Origin of the sequence: Microbacterium stercoris, assembly GCF_017592545.1 — a bacterium.
Classification (GTDB): domain Bacteria; phylum Actinomycetota; class Actinomycetes; order Actinomycetales; family Microbacteriaceae; genus Microbacterium; species Microbacterium stercoris.
In genome coordinates, this window is the sequence record NZ_JAGFOA010000002.1 from 679,585 (window position 1) to 694,471 (window position 14,887).

The following is a 14,887-nucleotide window of genomic DNA, read 5'->3' on the forward strand; positions in this document are numbered from 1 at the left end:
GGAGAAAGGGGATCCCATCCATGGCTCTCGAAGCAGATGTCAAGAAGGCGATCATCGAAGAGTACGCGACGCACCCCGGTGACACCGGATCCCCCGAGGTGCAGGTCGCGATGCTGACGCAGCGCATCAAGGACCTCACCGAGCACCTCAAGGAGCACAAGCACGACCACCACTCGCGTCGTGGTCTGTTCCTCCTGGTCGGCCAGCGCCGTCGCCTCCTGGGTTACCTCCAGGATGTCGACATCAACCGCTACCGCTCGCTCATCGAGCGTCTCGGCCTGCGCCGCTGATCTGGTCGCTTCTCGCAACCAGGTGAGCGAGCATCAGCTCGACACCAGCGTTCAATCGCTTTCTCGAAGGCCCGTCCCACGGTGTGGGGCGGGCCTTCGCTGTTCAGCGGAAACCGACGATGCGACCTGATACGGGCTCGACGCCGGTGACGGTGGCGTAGCCCTCGGCCAGCAGAGCGGCGTCGGTGCCGGGATCCGGGACGTTCGGCAGATCCTCCACGGCGAGCCGGATGTGGTGCTCTCCGCGCTCTGAGAGCGTGGTCTGCACGATGCCGAAGGGCGCGAGCGGGGCCTCGCGGACCCCGGCATGCTCGGGGCGGTTGGGCACATTCAGATTCAGCACCGATCCGCGCTCGAGCGACAGGAGGAAGGGCAGGATCTCCAGAGCGGTCGCCGATGCGGCCTCCCACTCGAAGACCTCGGGCTTCATCCCGACATCGAGCGAGATGGCGAGCGCCCACGCGCCGTTGAGGCCGCCCGTGAGCGCGGCGCCCACGGTGCCCGAGTGGAGGATGGCCCGCCCGACGTTGGCCCCGTGATTGACACCGGAGAGCACCACGTCGAAGCGCTCGCCGAAGGCGCCGTGCGCGGCGATCAGGGCGATGAGGCCGGGACCTCCCCGCACCGCGAACGACGGCACGCCGTCGAGCCCTGGCAGGGTGCGCCGTTCCACGGCGATGCGGCCCTGTTCCTCACCCGCGACGATGGAGGCGCTCGCGCCGCTCGACTGCCGCTCCGGCGCCGCCACCGTGACATCGAATCCCTGGGCGACGGCCGCCCGGGCGAGCACATGCAGCCCCGGAGCGTCGATGCCGTCGTCGTTGGTCACCAGCACCCGCGTCATCGCCCGTCCTCCGGCTCCTGCTCCGCCAGCGCCGCGAGCCCGTCGGGGCTCACCCGGCCGTGGCTCTCGTCCGGATCGTGCTCGGCGGCGGGCAGCTCCCGCACGACGACGCTTTCGCGCAGTCGCTCGATCGTCGACATGTCTCCCGTGCCGAGGCCGTGCCGCGTCACGTTCAGTGCGCCGGCCGCGGCACCCGTGACAACCGCCTCCCGCAGCGACTGGCCGGCGGCGAGACCGGCGCAGGTGCCCGCGGTGAGCGAGTCGCCCGCACCGCGATGATCGGCGACCTCCAGCGGGGGAGGGGTGATCTCGAACGCCCGCGGGCCGTTGCACACGAGGAACGGCTGTCCCGCTCGCGTCACGATCACGTCGCGTGCGCCGCGACGGCGCAGCTCCTCGACGGCCGCGCGCACGGCACCGAGGTCACCGGCGTCGGTGAGCAGCCCGTCGGCGCGCAGCTCCTCGTCGCTGACCTTGACGACGTCGGCCCCGCCCTCGAGAGCCGCGAGCAGGCGGGCGCCCGCCAGATCCACCACCACCCGCACGTCGTTCGTGCGCAGATCCGCGGCGAGCCGGCGATAGGTGTCGGAGGGCAGCACTCCGTCGCCGTCCGGTCCGCTCAGGATGGCCAGGCCCGCATCGATCCCCGCGCGCAGCATGACCCCGTAGAGCTCATCCAGCTCGTGCCGACCGAGCGGCTCACCGGGGGACTCCGCGATGGCGGTGCGCTCCCCATCGCGGCGGTCGTGCACGTATCCGGCGCCGTGCCCCTCCCTCTCGACCGCGGCCACACGGAACCCCTCGTCCTCGAGCAGACGCCGCACCACACGCCCCAGCTCGCCCGTGAGCACGCAACAGAGCGTGACGGACACTCCCAGCCGGCGCAGCATCCGGGCCTGCCACACGCCCTGTCCGCCCGCATGGATATGGATCTCCGGGGCGGAGTCGTCGCCCTCCATTCCGCGGTCCTCGATGGTGACCGTGAGGGAGGGTGAAGGAGCGAAGACGGCGATATCCGGCATGATCATGACGCTAGGACGGCTCCCGGCCGGGCTTCAGCCCCCTTGCGTCGGGCGGACCCGGGCGCTAGCGGCTCAGGTCCAGGCCGGCACGAGGTCGGCGTGCCACCGCTCGGCCACATCGGGGTGCGCGCGCAGACGCGATTTCAGGGCGTTCTCGCCGTAGAGCGCGTGGATCGGGTTCGACGGATCCTGCTCCACCCCGCGCGCCAGGGCGGCCAGCTCGGGCGGCAGCTCGAGGAGGGGCAGCCGGGCATCCAGGGCGGGGTTGAAGAAGAACGGGATCGAGATGCGATCCTGCGGGGCGCGAGGCGAGAAGACGCGGTGGTTCGTGGCGCGCAGATAGCCCTGCGTGGCGTATTCGAGCATCTCGCCGATGTTGACCACGAACGAGCCCGGGACGGGCGGGGCGTCGATCCAGACGCGCGAGCCGTCCTCCTGCTCGAACTCGACCTGCAGGCCCCCGCGGTCGGGCTGGACCCACAGCAGGGTGAGCACTCCCGAGTCCTTGTGCACGCCGACGCCCTGCTGCGGTTCGTCCGTGTCGACGCCCGGGTAGCGCACGATCTTGATGAGCGTGGCGGGGTCGCCGAAGTGGCGCTCGAAGTGGTCCTCCGGCGCGTGCAGCGCCACGGCCCACGCGCGCAGCAGCCGGCGGGCGACGTCGGTGAGGCGGTCGTGCCATTCGGTGATGACCTCCCGCAGCTCCGGCAGGGCCTCGGGCCAGAGGTTCGGGCCGATGAGCCGGTCGAAGTCGTGCTCCGGCTCGGCGACGACCTCACGTTCGGGACCGATGTCGATCTGCTCCCGCCAGTCGACCTTCCCCTGGGTGCGCTCGCCGCCGATGCGCGTGTAGCCGCGGAACTGCGGGCTGGTGAGGTTCTCGATCGCGAGCTTCTCCTCCTCGGGGAGATCGAAGAACGCGCGCGAGACGCGATGCACCCGCTCTTCGAGCTCGGGGGAGATGCCCGTGCCCACGAGATAGAAGAAGCCCACGTCGCGGGTGGCCGCCGCCAGTTCGTCGCGGAAACGGGCCGCGGCCTCGGGGCCCGCATCGAGCTGTGAGAGATCCAGAATCGGCAGCGTCAGGTCGGTCATGGAAGCGACCGTACAAACCCTGGTCGGCCTGCGCGAATATGTGTCGTCACAGACCGGCGGCGAGGCGTTGTTTGTTACGGGGCGCGTCGTCATCGGGCGCGGCCGACATGATCCGGCCGTCTCTCAGGTGCACAACGCGATCCGCTGCCGCGATGGCCGCGTCGTCGTGCGTCACGCAGCCGACGGCGGCTCCGCGGCGCGCCTCCTCGGCGAGGAGGGCCTGCGTGATCTCCCGGCTGCGGTGGTCCAGACCGGCCGCAGGCTCGTCCAGCAGCAGGATCCCCGGTCGCCCGACGAGGGCCTGCGCGATCAGGGCGCGCTGACGCTGGCCGCCGGAGAGGTCCGCGAAGGGGCGCCCCTCGAGCCCGGCCAGCCCGACCCGCTCGATCGCCTGGGCGATCGCGGCGCGCCGCGAGGCGCGCGTCGGTCGCGGTCTGTAGCCGGCGCGTGGGCGTCGCCAGGTGCCCATCGCCACGGTGTCGGCGACGGTCACGGGAAGGGTGTCGGGCGCGTCCGGGCGCTGGACGACGAGTGCGACCTCGGCGGAGCGGATGACGCGACCGGAGCGGGGTACACGGACGCCGGCGAGCAGCTCCAGGAGCGTCGACTTGCCTGATCCGTTGGGCCCGGCCAGTACGGTCACCTCGCCGAACGGGAGACGGACGGAGACGTTGTGCAGGACGTCCTGCGCGGTGTAGCCGAAGCAGACGGATTGAGCGAGAACGGCATCACGGGGGGAGGACACTCCGCCGACTATAGCAATTGATAATCATTCTCATATTCACCTAGACTCCCCAACCATGCCCCCCTTCCTCGCATGGTTCGCCGCGCCCTTCAGCGCCGATTTTGTGCTGCGCGCTCTGCTCGGCGGCGCCCTCGTCGCCGTCATCTGCGCCGTCGTGGGCACCTGGGTGATCATCCGCGGCATGGCCTTCCTGGGGGAGGCTATCGGGCACGGCATGCTCCCCGGGGTCGCCGTCGCGACGGTGACCGGCGCACCCGCCGTCCTCGGCGCGGCCGCCAGCGCGATCGCCATGAGCGCCGCGATCGGGGCGCTGCAGCGGCGCGGTCGCCTGACCTACGACACGAGCATCGGTCTGCTGTTCGTCGGGATGCTCTCGCTCGGGGTCATCATCGTGTCCCACTCGCGCAGCTTCGCCACGGACGCCACCACGATCCTGTTCGGGGACATCCTCGCGATCGGCGGGGGCGACATCCTGCTGCTCGCCGTCGCCGCCGTGGTGACGATCGCGCTCGCCGCGGTCTTCCACCGCTCCTTCGTCGCGGCCGCCTTCGACCGGCGGATCGCGCAGGCGCTCGGCCTGCGACCCCAGTTGGCACAGATCGTGCTGACCGGTCTCGTCACCCTCGCCGTGGTCGCCTCCTACCAGGCGGTGGGCTCGCTGCTCGTGGTCGGTCTGCTGCTCGGCCCCGCCGTGGCGGCCCGGACCTGGACGACGCGCATCGCCCCCACCATGCTGCTCGCCGCGGCCTGCGGCACTGCCGCGGTGGTCGCGGGGCTGCTCGTCTCGTGGCACGCAGGCACCGCGGCCGGCGCCTCCATCGCGTGCTGCGCGATCCTCCTCACCGCGATCTCCGCCGTGGTGCGAGGGGGCATCCGCCGTGCCCGTCACGGGGCGGGTCATACCCCGCCGGTGGCGGCCCTGCGATGACCCCCGCGACGACGCCCCTGATCACCCCTCGAAAGGAACTGATGTCCCCCCGACGCCCCCTCCTGATCGTCTCCGGCACCCTGCTGCTCGCCGCGCTCGCCGGATGCTCATCGACCGCCGGCCAGGGGGCCGCCTCGGCCGCGCCCGAGGAGCCCTCCGCCGGTCACGGCGCGATCACGGGTGCCGCCGAGGTCGCCGAGCCGCCCCTGCAGCTGGTGTCGATCAATGCTCAGGGCGCGGTCGGCTCGCTCGACCTCCTCGACGGTTCCGAGGCCGAGCTCGGGGCGATCGAGGCTCCGCGCTCCACGGCCACCGATGGCCGCTACGTGTTCGCGGAGACAGACGGCGCCGTGACGGTCATCGACAGCGGCGTGTGGACCTGGGACCACGTCGACCACTTCCACTACTACCGATCAGAGCCGTCGATCCTGGGCGAGGTGCCGGGGGAGGGGCCCGTGAGCGTCTCGACGGGGGCGCTCTCCACCGCCGGCGCCACCGGCCTGTTCTTCGCCGGCTCGGGCGAGGCCGTGCTGCTGGACAATGCCGAGCTGTCCCGTGGCCGCATCGTGGAGACCCTGCGCGTGCGGACGGGAGCGCCGAACGGGGTGATCGCCCCGCTCGGCGATGGCGCGCTCGTCAGCGACGCCGACGGCGGTCTCGCCTTCCACGACGCCGCCGGCGGACCGGTCCCCGGCGCGCCGTGCACGGCGCCGTCCGGATCCATCACCACGCGCGCCGGCCTCGTTGTGGGCTGCGAGGAGGGCGCCGTGGTGGCGCGCATCGAGCGCGACGAGCCCGTCTTCGAGACGATCCCGTACCCGGTCGGCGCCACGGCCGAGCGTGCGATGTCCTTCGACGCGCGGAAGGGAAGGCCGACCGTGGCGGCCGTCGCGGGCGATCGGGGATTCTGGCTGCTGGATGTGCGCGAGCGCGCATGGCAGCTGATCGACACCCCCGTGCCGCTCGCGCGCGTGGTGGCGTCCGACGACGCCGACGGCAGCGTCGTCGCGCTCGACGAATCCGGTCGCGTGCACGTGTACGGCGCGAGCGGGGAGGAGCGCGCGGCGACCGCGCCGCTCGTCGAGGTCGCCGCGGGCGTCACCCTGTCGGTCGACGCGCAGCGGGCGTACCTCAACGACCCGGCCGCGGGGGTTGTGCACGAGATCGCCTACGCCGACGGGGCGCGCATCGCGCGGACCCTCGCCACGCCGACCGTCCCCACGTTCTTCGCCGAGGTGGGTCGATGAGCCCCGCTCCGCGCCGCCTCGCGCGCGCCGCCGTGCCGGTGCGCATCGCGGCCCTCGCGGCGTGCGTTCTCGCGCTCGCCGGCTGCGGCGTCCCCGCGCGCGACGGCGAGCAGATCCGGATCGTGGTGACCACGAACATCCTCGGCGACGTGGTCGAGAACATCGTGGGCGACGAGGCGGATGTGCGCGTCCTCATGCGACCGAACGCCGATCCGCACTCGTTCGAGATCTCGGCGCAGGAGGCGGCTGAGCTCGGCGCCGCCGACCTCCTCGTCTCCAACGGGCTCGGGCTCGAGGAGGGCCTCGCCCAGCACCTCGAGCGAGCGGTCGCGGCGGGCGCCACGCCGTTCGTCGCGGGGGACGTCATCGAGGTGCTGCCCTACAGCGAGGAGCAGGCCGATGGCGCGGACGATCCGCACTTCTGGACCGATCCGGAGCGTATGCGCGACGTCGTGGACGGGCTCGAGGAGGCCCTCGTGGCGCTCGACGGGATCGACGCGCCCGCCGTGCGCGCGGGTGCGGACGCCTATCGGCAGGAGCTCGCGGATCTCGACGCCGAGATGAGCGAGCGGTTCGCCGCGATCGACGACGAGCGCCGCGCCCTCGTGACCAACCACCACGTCTTCGGCTACCTCGCCGACCGCTTCGACTTCCGCGTCGTCGGTGCGGTCATCCCCGGTGGCACCACGCTCGCCGCGCCCAGCGCGGCGGACCTGCGCGACCTGGCCGCGGCGATCGAGGACGCCGGGGTGCCCACGATCTTCGCCGAGTCCTCCCAGCCCGACCGCCTTGTGCAGGCGCTCGCGAGCGAGGTGGGGATCGACATCCAGGTGGTGGAGCTCTACACGGAGTCGCTCACCGAGCCCGGAGAGGGCGCCGACACCTATCTGACGATGATGCGCGCGAACACCGAGCGCATCGCACAGGGCCTCAGCCGATGAGGCCACCCATGAAAGGAAAACGATGAAGAGACATACGCGACTGATCGCCGCGGCGGCCGCACTCGCGGGGGCGGCGCTGGTCACAACGGCCTGCGCGAGTCCGCCCGCCGCGCCCGGCGCGAGCGGCACGAGCGCCCCGAAGGCCGAGGCCCCGGCCGAGGGCCGGGTCGCCGTCGCCTACGAGAACGGCATCGCGGTGCTCGATCCGCAGACGCTCGAGGTGGTCGGCGAGGTCGCCACGGAGGCGTTCACGCGCCTGAATCCGTTCGGCGACGGGCGGCACATCGCCGTCACCACCTCGCAGGGATTCCAGCTGCTCGACACCGCGGCGCCCGAGCTGACCGACCTCGTGTTCGGCGCCACGACCCCCGGGCACGTCGTCATCCATCACGGCCGCACCGTGCTGTTCGACGACGGCACCGGAACGACGACCATCGTCGACACCGACGCGATCGAGCCCGGCGCCACCGAGCTGCCCGAGACCGAGACGTACGCGGCGGATGCGGCCCACCACGGCGTCTCGATCGTGCTGGAGGACGGCACCCTGCTCACCACGGTGGGCGACGAGACCGGACGCACCGGCGCCGTGGCGCTGCACGCCCACGACGACCACTGGGACGAGGCGGCGTCGAGCGACGCCTGCCCGGGCATCCACGGCGAGGGGACCGCGGCCGACGAGGTCGCCGTGTTCGGCTGCGAGAACGGCGCGCTCCTCTACAAGGACGGCGGCTTCGTGAAGCTGACCGCTCCGGACGAATACGGCCGTATGGGCAACGCCTACGTGTCGGAGACGAGCCCGATCGTCGTGGGCGACTACAAGAGCGATCCCGACGCCGAGGGCTACCTGCTCGGGGCGGTCACGCTCATCGACACGGCGGCCGAGACCCTCGAGGTGGTCGAGCTTCCGGACGACGTGCGTTTCACGTACCGCGACGTGGCGCGCGGGCCCGAGGACCTGGCGTACATTCTCGCGACCGACGGCGCGATCCACGTGCTGGACCCCGCCACGGGTGAGCTCGTGGATGCCTTCGACGTGATCGACCCCTGGGAGGGACCGGCCGAGTGGCAGGATCCGCACCCGTCGATCAAGGTCGCCGGCGACATCGCCTACGTGACCGAGCCGTCGAGCAACGCCGTCCACGCGATCGATCTCACCACGGGCGAGACCGTCGCGAGCGTCGAGCTCGACGCGGCTCCGAACGAGCTCGCCGTGGCGCTCGGCTGAGCCTGGCGGGACGGATGCCCGGGGCACGGCCCCGGGCGTCCGCTCACGGGCGGCGGGCGCCCGCGCGATCCGCCCCGCCCCGCGGGGTCTCACGCGGCCGACGTGATCCGGTCGGGTCCGCCCCGCCGCGGGGCGTGATCGACGGATCCGCGAACAGCCAGCGCGCCCGAGGCTCGACGAGCGGGCGGAACACCCAGCGCACGGGCTTCGAACCGAGCGCCACCGTGAGCAGCACCGATGCGACGACCACGATCGGCAGCCAGATCCAGGTGGGCTCGAGGTCGCGGAGCAGGCCCGACTCGCGGAACGGATACAGCACGAACGAGTGCAGCAGGAAGATGTACATCGTGTAGCTGCCGAGCTTGGTGAACGAGAACTGTCCACGCGGCACGAGCACGAAGAAGGCCGCGCAGAGCACAACGGCGAGCACCATCAGGGCGAGCCGCACACCACCCGCCCACCAGGGCAGGCCGCCCTCGTCGCCGAGGAAGTGCGCGTAGTCCTGGTCGTAGAACAGCCAGTTGCGCATGTCCATCGCGTGCCAGCCGTCCAGACCGAACCACGCGATGGCGCCGGCGCCGGCGAACACCGCCACTGCGCTGACGCGCGCCCACCACGCCTTGCGCTCGAGCAGACGCAGACGCCCGACGACGTCGCGCTCGCGCAGCCACCATCCGAGCGCGAAGAAGGGCAGGAAGCCCAGGGTGCGCGCGAGCGAGAAGGTCGCGCCGACGTTGGGCAGGTACCCCGCGCCGACCGATGCGATCAGCGTCCACAGCAGGGGCCACCGCAGCAGTGCCAGGTAGGGCAGGATCAGCCGGAAGATGCCGAGGGCGAGCAGGAACCACAGCGTCCACGACGGCTTGGTGATGTTGGGCGACGCCTCGCCCTCCACCAGGGTCTTCGTCAGCCACCACAGCCCCTCGAAGATCAGGTACGGAAGCAGGATGTCGGTCACCACCCGCGCCATCTGACGGCGGTTGGGCGGATCCGACTTCGAGAAGTAGCCCGAGATGATCGCGAACGCCGGCATGTGGAACGCGTAGATGACGAGGTAGACCGCGTACGCGATGTCGGAGTCGTAGGTGAGCCGCTGGATCGCGTGCCCCAGGACGACGAGCAGGATGCATGCGAAGCGCGCGTTGTCCCAGTAGGGGACGCGCCTCTTCGCGCGAGGGTGCGAGCCGGTCGTCGGGGAGGGCGTGCTCATCACTACACGGTACTCGGGCCCTCCGCCACGCCGGAGTCGCCACCGCGCGCCCGGTGCGATCCGGGAGCGCTTCCTGCTGGCAGAATCCTCAGGTGACGAAGAGGTCGAACTCGCTCTGGCAGACGCTGCTGACCCTGAAGGGCAACCCGCGCGCGTGCGTGTGGACCGAGCCGCTCTGGGGCCTGTCGATGGCGCTTGTGCTCCCGTATCTGTCGGTGTTCATGCTGGCCCTCGGGGTGCACGATCAGCAGATCGGGCTCATCGCCTCGGCCGGCATGGTGTCGCAGGTGGTCTTCGGCTTCGCGGGCGGCATCATCACCGATCGCCTCGGCCGGCGATGGACCACCGCGGTCTTCGACGTGATCGCCTGGGTGATCCCGTGCATCATCTGGGCCTTCGCGCAGAACTTCTGGTTCTTCCTCGCCGCGGCCCTCGTGAACGGCGCGATGCAGGTCACGCAGAACTCGTGGGACTGCCTCATGGTCGAGGACGCCGAGCGCAGCCAGCTGACCCGCATCTACTCCCTGGTGCGGGTGGCAGCCGACTGCTCCGCCCTGTTCGCGCCGATCGCGGCCGTGCTCGTGGCGAACTTCGGGCTCGAACCGGCCGTGCGCCTGCTGTTCATCAACGCCGCGGTCGTGATGAGCGCCAAGGCGATCTGGCTGTACCGCTGGTCCCGGGAGACGCGCCAGGGAGTGATCCGGATGGAGCAGACCCGGCACGAGAACATCCTGCGCCTGCTCGCGGGCTACCGCGGGGCCGTCGGTCTGCTGATGCGGTCGCGGGGATCGGTGCTGGCCCTGGTGATCGCCGCGCTCGTGGCGGCCGTCACACTCGTCAACGGAACCTTCTGGCAGGTGGTGATCTCGCAGCACCTGCATGTGCCGGATCCGCTGCTGCCGTTCTTCCCGATGGTCCGCTCGCTGCTGTCGATCGTGCTGCTGTTCACCGTGATCCCGGCGCTCAGCCACGGCCGCGACCTCAAGGCGGCGGCGCTGTGGGGCTTCGGCATCTACCTGGCCGGTCAGGTGCTGCTTGTGCTGATCCCCGCCGCCGCGGGGCAGGCCGACCTCCAGACCTACGCGCTGCTGGGCGTGTGCCTGCTGCTGGACAGCTTCGGCGGGGCGATGGTGTTTATGCTCTCCGAGTCGCTGGTCGCGCTGCACGTCGACGAGGCGGAGCGGTCGCGCGTGATGGCCGTGCAGCGCACCGTGATCATGCTCGCCGCCGCGCCCTTCGGCTGGATCTCGGGGTGGCTGTCGGGCATGGATCGCACGTGGCCGTTCTGGTTGACATCCGGCCTGCTGATCGTCGGCCTCGCGCTCGTCGCATGGCGGTGGGGGGGGGGGGACGAGGGGGGGGGGGCCCCCGGGGGGGCCGGGGCGCCCGCCGGGGGGGGCACTCTCCGGCCAGGCCTCCGAGGAGGTGGCCGAAGCCCTTTCCGGCTCCGAGATACGAGTCGGGGTCGAACGGATCCAGCTCGGCGATCTGCGGCTTGGCCGCGATCGCCTCGGCGAGCTCGCGCGCGCCGCGCTCGATGCGGGCGCTGAGCGGGGCGACGTCGTCCTCCTTGCCGCCCCAGTCGCTCGACGCGGCGAAGACGCCGGTCGAGACGGGCTCGGCGTGCAGGTACGCGAACAGCGGGCGGATCGCGTAGTCGATCGCGAGCGAGTGGCGGGCGGTGCCCGCGTTCGCGCCGATCAGCACCGGCTTCCCCGTGACCGACTCGCGGTCGAGGATGTCGATGAACGACTTGAACAGGCCCGAGTAGCTGGTCGAGAAGATCGGCGTGACGACGATGAGGGCGTCGGCCTTGGCCACCGCGTCGAGCATCTTCTCGAGCGCAGGCGGCGCGAAACCGGCCAGCAGGTTGTTCGTGATGTCGTGGGCGTAGTCGCGCAGCTCGTACGCCGAGGCCTCGGCCTGGATGCCGCGCTCCTCGAGCTCGGCGACCGCCGCGGCGGCGAGCCGGTCGGCGAGCATCCGGGACGACGAGGGGGTGGAGAGCCCGGCGGAGATCACCGCGAGGCGACGGGTGTCGGTCATGATCCTGTCTCCTTCTTGTCTGGGCGGATCAGCGGGTGGCCGCGGCGCCGAAGGCGGAGCCGGCCTTGGGAGCGGCCGCAGGGGTGTCCTGGTAGGGGCCGCCGACCGTGAGGTTGTTGCCGCCGGCCGCGTTCGGGCGCGCCTGGCGCGTGGGTCCGTCGCCGTAGACCGCCTTCACGCGGGCGGCGTGCGTGGGAGCATCCGGCACCTCGGCGGGGCGGTTCTTCGCGAGCTCCTTGCGGAGCACCGGGACGACCTCTCCGCCGAGCAGGTCGAGCTGCTCGAGCACCGTCTTCAGCGGCAGACCCGCGTGATCCATGAGGAACAGCTGGCGCTGGTAGTCGCCGTAGTGGTCGCGCATGGCGGCGTAGCGGTCGATCACCTGCTGCGGCGAGCCCACCGTGAGGGGCGTCATCTCGGTGAAGTCCTCCATCGAGGGGCCGTGACCGTAGACCGGGGCGTTGTCGAAGTACGGGCGGAACGCCGTGACCGCGTCCTGCGAGTTCTTGGCCATAAACGCCTGACCGCCGAGGCCGACGATCGCCTGCTCCGGGGTGCCGTGGCCGTAGTGCGCGAAGCGCTGGCGGTACAGCTGGATCAGGCGCTGGTAGTGCTCCTTGGGCCAGAAGATGTTGTTCGCGAAGAAGCCGTCGCCGTAGTAGGCGGCCTGCTCGGCGATCTCGGGCGTGCGGATGGATCCGTGCCAGACGAAGGGCGAGACGCCGTCGAGCGGGCGGGGCGTGGAGGTGAAGCCCTGCAGGGGGCCGCGGAACTTGCCCTCCCAGTCGACGACGTCCTCGTCCCACAGCTGGCGCAGCAGGGCGTAGTTCTCGATGGCCAGCGGCAGGCCCTGTCGGATGTCCTGGCCGAACCAGGGGTAGACCGGCCCCGTGTTGCCACGGCCCATAACGAGGTCGACGCGACCGTTCGTCAGGTGCTGCAGCATCGAGTAGTCCTCGGCGATCTTCACCGGGTCGTTCGTGGTGATCAGCGTGGTCGCCGTCGAGAGGATGAGCTTCTCGGTCTGGGCGCCGATGTAGGCGAGGGTCGTGGTGGGGGAGGAGGAGAAGAACGGGGCGTTGTGGTGCTCGCCGATGGCGAAGACATCCAGGCCCACCTCCTCGGCGTGCTTGGCGATCGTGACGATGTCGCGGATGCGCTCGGCCTCGCTGGGCGTGTGACCCGTGGTGGGGTCGGTGGTGATGTCGCTCACCGAGAAGATGCCGAACTGCATCTGCCCCTCGCCGGGAAGGGTCGAGGCGTTGGTGACGGGGGACTCGCTCATGGCTCTCATACTCCGAATCTGCGTCCCGTCGTCCGGCGGGGCGTGTGGTGGGTCATCCGCATTTGTATGCGTTTGAATGTATCCGATGCAACGCGGGGACGCCACTTCTATTCCCGCCTCTGCGTCACGAGGCCGGACGCACCTTCGCGAGCACCACGTCCACCGTCCAGCCGACCGCCAGGGCGATGGCGATCGACACCAGCACGGCCACCACGGTGCCGCCCGGGACGATCGCGGCGATCGCCGCGCCCACCAGCGCCTGGAACGCGGCCCACGCGAGAGCGGCGACGGCGGCGATCGGCAGGTAGCGCACCGCCGGCACGACCGCGGCGCCCGCCGAGAGGTTCACGGCCAGGCGCCCGAACGGGATGAAGCGGGCCGTGAACACGGCCGTTGCCGCGTGGGTGCGCAGGCGCCTCGCCGCCCCATCGAGGGCCCGCTGCAGGGTCGGACGCTGCAGGATGCGCCACCGGTGCGGGTGGAGCAGGCGCCCCACGAGATAGCAGCACACGTCGCCCGCGAACGCGGCCGCCGCGCCCGTGAGGATCACGGCCCACAGCGGCGGCAGGCCGTGTGCCACGGCGACGGTGCCGAGTGCGGTCACCGCCACCTCTCCCGGCACCACGACGAGGAACGCGTCGGCGAACACCAGACCGGCCAGCACGACGAGCGCCCAGGGTTTCGCTGCGAGGCCCGCGATCAGCTCGTCCACGTGACGTGTGTAACGGGCGCCGGTGAACGCCCGGGGAACAGGCGGCTCAGCGCGCGGCGAGCGCCTCGCCCATCGCCGCGATCGCGCGACGGAGCAGGGGCCGCGGCATCGCGAAGTTGAACCGCACGGCCTCCGCGCCGACTTCGCCGCACAGCGCGCCGTCCGTCAGGGCGACGCCGGCGCGCTCGGCGAAGAACTCCGCGGGCGGCTGCGGCAGCTCGATCGCGGCGCACTCCAGCCACGCGAGGTAGGTGCCGTCCGGGGCCGAGTAGCGCACCCCGGGCAGCTGCTCGGCGACCAGGTCCGCGAGCAGCCGGCGGTTTCCGTCCAGGTAGCCCACCACATCGTCGAGCCACAACCCGCCCGCCTCATACGCGGCGGTGTTCGCGATCACGCCGAGGTTGGCGGCGCCGTGTCCCCACATCGCGCCCTCCTTCTCCCAGCGCGCGCGATCCGTCGCGTTCGACACGATGACCTGCGCGGCCTTCAGGCCCGGCAGGTTCCACGCCTTCGACGCCGAAGTCGCGGTCAGCGTGTGCCCGGCGGTGACCTCGTTCACCGACGCGTACGGAACGTGGCGCCGGCCGGGGTAGACCAGCGGCGCGTGGATCTCGTCCGAGAACACGCGGCCCCCGTGCCGCTCCACGACCTCTCCGATCCTCGCCATCTCGGCCGTGTCGAGCACTTTGCCGATCGGGTTGTGCGGGTTGCAGAGCACAAGCAGCCCGCCGCCCTCCGAGAACGCCCGGTCCAGCGCGTCGAGGTCGTAGACCCACTGCTCGCCCTCGCGCGCGAGCGGCAGCTGGATGATCCGGCGACCGTGCAGCAGGGGCACCGTCAGGAACGGCATGTACGCCGGCGTCGGCACGATGATCGCGGAGCCGGGTGCGCTGAAGTGCTGGATCGCGATCTCGAGCGCGCTGATCACGTCGGGGAACGCGTGCACATCCGCCGGGTCGACGCTCCATGCGTATCGCGCGGCGGACCACCCGGCGAACGCCTCCCTCATCGCGGCCGCGTCGGCCGGCGGCAGATAGCCGAACGCACCGCGGTCCACGGCCGCGTGCAGCGCCTGGGTGATGGGCGGCGCGATCCCGAAGTCCATCTCCGCGACCCACGCGGCCAGGCGGTCGGGGAACGCCGTCCACTTCAGGCTCCCGACCTCGCGCAGCGACTCGACGGTGATGGCGTCGAAGGGATGGTGGTTCTGGAACACGCGGGGGCTCGCTTTCGTCGATGGACGGTCCTCTCATCCTGCAACGAGTGCCGACCGCACCGGCGCGATCCGGGCGATCCC

The 14,887-nt window shown here is 71.3% G+C and carries 13 protein-coding genes and 2 pseudogenes; 6 read left to right on the forward strand and 9 right to left on the reverse strand.

The features are described from left to right. The first annotated feature begins 20 nt into the window (after window positions 1-20). Window positions 21-290: a 30S ribosomal protein S15 gene (gene rpsO / locus J5V96_RS07310; protein ID WP_018187174.1), complete on the forward strand. Its 270-nt coding sequence runs from the start codon at window positions 21-23 to the stop codon at window positions 288-290. Window positions 291-393: 103 nt separating this feature from the next. Here rpsO and surE read toward each other — a convergent pair whose 3' ends face one another. The 4 genes from surE to aztA form a co-directional block, all read right to left on the reverse strand. After that, window positions 394-1,134: a 5'/3'-nucleotidase SurE gene (gene surE / locus J5V96_RS07315; RefSeq protein WP_208502181.1), complete on the reverse strand. Its 741-nt coding sequence runs from the start codon at window positions 1,132-1,134 to the stop codon at window positions 394-396. Beyond that, window positions 1,131-2,156 carry a PfkB family carbohydrate kinase gene (locus J5V96_RS07320; RefSeq protein WP_208502183.1) on the reverse strand — a complete coding sequence of 342 codons (1,026 nt, stop codon included), beginning with the start codon at window positions 2,154-2,156 and terminating at the stop codon, window positions 1,131-1,133. The genes surE and J5V96_RS07320 overlap by 4 nt, the downstream gene beginning before the upstream one ends. A 72-nt stretch (window positions 2,157-2,228) precedes the next feature. Continuing rightward, window positions 2,229-3,251 carry an isopenicillin N synthase family dioxygenase gene (locus tag J5V96_RS07325; RefSeq protein WP_208502184.1) on the reverse strand — a complete coding sequence of 341 codons (1,023 nt, stop codon included), beginning with the start codon at window positions 3,249-3,251 and terminating at the stop codon, window positions 2,229-2,231. Window positions 3,252-3,297: 46 nt separating this feature from the next. Next, window positions 3,298-3,996, reverse strand: coding sequence for a zinc ABC transporter ATP-binding protein AztA (gene aztA, locus J5V96_RS07330; RefSeq protein WP_307793550.1), 699 nt, complete (start codon window positions 3,994-3,996; stop codon window positions 3,298-3,300). Window positions 3,997-4,051: 55 nt separating this feature from the next. On the opposite strand from aztA, the gene aztB reads away from it, so the two are divergent. The 4 genes from aztB to aztD are packed head-to-tail and all read left to right on the forward strand — an operon-like array spanning window position 4,052 to window position 8,337. After that, window positions 4,052-4,924 carry a zinc ABC transporter permease AztB gene (aztB, locus tag J5V96_RS07335; RefSeq protein ID WP_208502186.1) on the forward strand — a complete coding sequence of 291 codons (873 nt, stop codon included), beginning with the start codon at window positions 4,052-4,054 and terminating at the stop codon, window positions 4,922-4,924. Between the two features lie 41 nt (window positions 4,925-4,965). Next, entirely contained in the window at window positions 4,966-6,171 is a 1,206-nt protein-coding gene (locus J5V96_RS07340; RefSeq protein WP_208502188.1) for an ABC transporter, read from the forward strand. Further along, complete coding sequence (gene aztC, locus J5V96_RS07345; protein ID WP_208502190.1) at window positions 6,168-7,112, forward strand: zinc ABC transporter substrate-binding protein AztC; 945 nt, start codon at window positions 6,168-6,170, stop codon at window positions 7,110-7,112. Before J5V96_RS07340 ends, aztC begins: the two co-directional genes overlap by 4 nt. A gap of 22 nt (window positions 7,113-7,134) precedes the next feature. After that, window positions 7,135-8,337, forward strand: coding sequence for a zinc metallochaperone AztD (aztD, locus tag J5V96_RS07350; RefSeq protein WP_208502192.1), 1,203 nt, complete (start codon window positions 7,135-7,137; stop codon window positions 8,335-8,337). Window positions 8,338-8,380: 43 nt separating this feature from the next. On the opposite strand, the gene J5V96_RS07355 is transcribed toward aztD, so the two are convergent. Next, a complete protein-coding gene (locus J5V96_RS07355) occupies window positions 8,381-9,547 on the reverse strand; it encodes an acyltransferase family protein (protein WP_208502194.1) in 1,167 nt (388 codons plus the stop codon). Window positions 9,548-9,735: 188 nt separating this feature from the next. On the opposite strand from J5V96_RS07355, the pseudogene J5V96_RS07360 reads away from it, so the two are divergent. Next, window positions 9,736-10,767: pseudogene (locus tag J5V96_RS07360) on the forward strand (MFS transporter); the annotation flags it as partial. A gap of 181 nt (window positions 10,768-10,948) precedes the next feature. Here J5V96_RS07360 and J5V96_RS07365 read toward each other — a convergent pair. From J5V96_RS07365 to J5V96_RS07380, 4 genes and pseudogenes are all read right to left on the reverse strand, one after another. Continuing rightward, window positions 10,949-11,593: pseudogene (locus J5V96_RS07365) on the reverse strand (CE1759 family FMN reductase); the annotation flags it as partial. Between the two features lie 28 nt (window positions 11,594-11,621). Next, complete coding sequence (locus tag J5V96_RS07370; protein ID WP_208502450.1) at window positions 11,622-12,827, reverse strand: LLM class flavin-dependent oxidoreductase; 1,206 nt, start codon at window positions 12,825-12,827, stop codon at window positions 11,622-11,624. Between the two features lie 175 nt (window positions 12,828-13,002). Beyond that, a complete protein-coding gene (locus tag J5V96_RS07375; RefSeq protein WP_208502196.1) occupies window positions 13,003-13,590 on the reverse strand; it encodes a DedA family protein in 588 nt (195 codons plus the stop codon). 46 nt (window positions 13,591-13,636) lie between these two features. Continuing rightward, the gene (locus J5V96_RS07380) at window positions 13,637-14,806 is read right to left on the reverse strand and encodes a MalY/PatB family protein (RefSeq protein WP_307793551.1); all 1,170 of its coding nucleotides are present in this window, start codon (window positions 14,804-14,806) and stop codon (window positions 13,637-13,639) included. Window positions 14,807-14,887 lie beyond the last annotated feature (81 nt).

Bases quoted from the DNA above. Each gene is read 5' to 3' on its own strand.
- rpsO (WP_018187174.1), top strand. From the start codon at position 21: ATGGCTCTCGAAGCAGATGTCAAGAAGGCGATCATCGAAGAGTACGCG.
- surE (WP_208502181.1), bottom strand. From the start codon at position 1,134: ATGACGCGGGTGCTGGTGACCAACGACGACGGCATCGACGCTCCGGGG.
- aztC (WP_208502190.1), top strand. From the start codon at position 6,168: ATGAGCCCCGCTCCGCGCCGCCTCGCGCGCGCCGCCGTGCCGGTGCGC.
- J5V96_RS07340 (WP_208502188.1), top strand. From the start codon at position 4,966: ATGTCCCCCCGACGCCCCCTCCTGATCGTCTCCGGCACCCTGCTGCTC.
- J5V96_RS07370 (WP_208502450.1), bottom strand. From the start codon at position 12,827: ATGCAGTTCGGCATCTTCTCGGTGAGCGACATCACCACCGACCCCACC.
- J5V96_RS07325 (WP_208502184.1), bottom strand. From the start codon at position 3,251: ATGACCGACCTGACGCTGCCGATTCTGGATCTCTCACAGCTCGATGCG.
- aztD (WP_208502192.1), top strand. From the start codon at position 7,135: ATGAAGAGACATACGCGACTGATCGCCGCGGCGGCCGCACTCGCGGGG.
- aztB (WP_208502186.1), top strand. From the start codon at position 4,052: ATGCCCCCCTTCCTCGCATGGTTCGCCGCGCCCTTCAGCGCCGATTTT.
- J5V96_RS07320 (WP_208502183.1), bottom strand. From the start codon at position 2,156: ATGCCGGATATCGCCGTCTTCGCTCCTTCACCCTCCCTCACGGTCACC.
- J5V96_RS07355 (WP_208502194.1), bottom strand. From the start codon at position 9,547: ATGAGCACGCCCTCCCCGACGACCGGCTCGCACCCTCGCGCGAAGAGG.